Here is a 2,561-nt window from a genome sequence, read left to right on the forward strand (position 1 = left end):
ATTTTCTAAGTTCTACTGGAATCTCTTGGAATTAGTTGGAGCTTTCCGGAAATTTCTGGCAATCGTTGGATTTTTTCCAATTGTGTGGCAAAAGATCTGCCAGGTCTAAATCGTAATTGCTGTTGTATAATGCAATCTTGGTAAACACATCGGTAAGCCATTCTCTGGGATTCACATCACTGGCTTTACAGCACCCCAACAATGAATACATGATGGCAGCATTCTCTGCGGCGTCGTGGTTTCCACAGAAGAGATACCCTTTTCTTCCTACTGCCAAAGGCCGGATGGCATTTTCGGCCAGATTGTTGTCAAGCAGATAGCGACCATCAAGATGATAGCGAGACAAGCGCAAGAAAAGATTGTATGTATAATACAGAGCCTTGCTCATTTTTCCGCCCTTCAGGGCTTTCGGGTAATAGCCTTCGATCCATTTTTCGAAAGCACGCATGATTGGATAAGCCAAACGCTTTCGCAGTTCTGCCCTTTGTTTGTAATCCATTTCCTGATCTGTGGCCATTTGCTCAACCTGATAGATTTTGGCAATTTGTGCCAATGCGTATTCAGCCCCGGTTTTGTCTTCTTTCAGACTTTCGGAGAATTTCCTGCGCGCATGTGCCCAACAACCCAGCAGCAAAACACCTTTCTTTTGCTCATAGATTGAGTATGCCTGATATCCGTCGGTTTGAACGGCACCCTGATATTTTTTTAACAAATCAACCACCACTTTTTGTGCCCGGGAGCCTTTATCATAGTGAAAGAAAACCAGGTTATCCATTACGGATCGAACCATCCACAGGTAAGCTTTTTGAGCTTTGTGCTTCTCGTTGTTGATAACCGGAATGGTGCTTTCGTCAACCTGGATATAATCAGACTCGAGGACTATTTCTTTTAAACGATTGTAGAGAGCACGAAGTAAATCGCTGCTTCCCTGAAACCAGCCGTTAATGGTTGATGCGGGAAGTCTAACTCCGATCATCTTGAACATAGAGATCTGACGATGAAAAGGAAGGTGATAGAAATATTTGTTCATCATTAGCTCAGCCAACATAGAAGGGCCGGCGTTGCTGCGGGGCAGCGGAAGAAATGGCATTGGAGCAATCCGGATAGCAGATGTTTTTTCCTCTTTTTGCTCATTATCGGTATTCCGTTCTTCCGTGGTTTGTTTTTCGGCATACTTGATGCGTCTTACCTGACGCACATAAGCCTCACCGGGTTTGTATTCAAGAATCTCGGTGACTTCTTCGCCAATACGTACCCAGTTATCCTGTTTGCCTTCCGGCTCTATGATTTCTACTTCCCGTCTAAGGTGGTCAGGAAGTGGCTGACGAACTGCTTTCTGCTTGTCTTTAACAGGCTTGCGTCGCTCATACTCTATGAGCTCCTTTTCAGCATCTTCAATGACTGCCTTCTCTTCAGGGAGTACTTCCAACCCGTCCCAGTCAATCTTTCGCTGGTCGGGGTCAGGTGCAATATGCTTTTCGCTGGAGCTGCCGAAAAACTTATGGCGAAACCAGGCAAGTTGATCGGTAAGCTTTTTAATTTGTTGCTCTTTTTTAGCGACTACTGCCTCTAATTCCTGGGCTTTTGCCTCCAGAGTATCCAGAGCCCCATTGTCGATTTTTCGTAAGCGATAATTCTCCTGAAAGAGTTCATCACGTTCCTGAAGAAGCTCCTGGATTAACTTGTCTTTATCGGTTGAAAAATCGCTCATTTATCACTGCTTGATTATGAGCTTAAAGGTAGTAAAATCAGGGCTTACAGCCAATTTTTTTCATCTAAAAATCCTGAAAAGATGCTTCTTTTTGTCGCCTTTTCAGGAGCCGTTTTTTAGGCTTCACATTCCTAACAATCATCATCAGATCGTGCCAACTTAGAGCATGTGATGTAAGGCTTTCATCGAAACAAGGCAATTTAAAAACACCACTCTCAAGTTTCTTGTGGTATATTACCAGTCCACCGTGCTCCAGGTGCAGAATCTTCATGGTGGTCAGCCTGCGGTTGACGAAAATGAAAACCTCGCCGTCCTGGACATTACGTTTCATCAGAGAAGTTACAATGCCGCTGAGTGTGTAGAAGCTTTTACGCATATCCACCGGTGCCGGATAAAGGAAATATTTTAGTTTATCATGTAAATGAAACATCGGCCTCAATCAAATAAGTGAACAACCTCTTTTAGTAATCGCATGTCGATGTTGTCCCTTAATATCATCTTGGTGCCGTTGGGAAACATCAGCTCAATTGGAACATTATTCTCTATAGTGCAGCTGCCCTTCACGAGAGATTGACTCGTTCGGTTATCTGTGGCTGGTTGGCTAGAATCAAATATCAGTGGGACAAAGTTCTCCGGCCGATGTTGCGATGTCTCTTCTAATTTGTTCCGCCAGTAGTAAAACGTTGAAGGGGCCAAACACTGGTTGGCGCAAAAGTCCTTTATGTTCAGGCCGGATTCCTGATACTCCTGATAGAGTTGCTTAAATGTTGTTAATGTCATCCTCATTTTTTGCCATCAAAGTAACGGCTGGAGACCGGAGGATGCAATATGTAGGAGGCCGATGGCTTAC

At 44.1% G+C, this 2,561-nt stretch carries 3 protein-coding genes; all 3 read right to left on the bottom strand.

Translation table 11 applies throughout. The features are described 5' to 3' along the window. Positions 1–31: 31 nt before the first annotated feature. Positions 32–1,711, bottom strand: coding sequence for an IS66 family transposase (tnpC, locus tag BY457_RS18745; RefSeq protein WP_106154855.1), 1,680 nt, complete (start codon positions 1,709–1,711; stop codon positions 32–34). A 64-nt stretch (positions 1,712–1,775) separates the two neighbouring features. After that, on the bottom strand, positions 1,776–2,141 hold the full coding sequence (gene tnpB / locus BY457_RS18750; RefSeq protein ID WP_106154856.1) for an IS66 family insertion sequence element accessory protein TnpB: 366 nt from the start codon (positions 2,139–2,141) through the stop codon (positions 1,776–1,778). 5 nt (positions 2,142–2,146) lie between these two features. Next, entirely contained in the window at positions 2,147–2,497 is a 351-nt protein-coding gene (gene tnpA / locus BY457_RS19390; protein WP_106154857.1) for an IS66 family insertion sequence element accessory protein TnpA, read from the bottom strand. Between the last annotated feature and the right edge of the window lie 64 nt (positions 2,498–2,561).

It is taken from the genome of Marinilabilia salmonicolor, from assembly GCF_003003035.1.
Taxonomy (GTDB): Bacteria; Bacteroidota; Bacteroidia; order Bacteroidales; family Marinilabiliaceae; genus Marinilabilia; species Marinilabilia salmonicolor_A.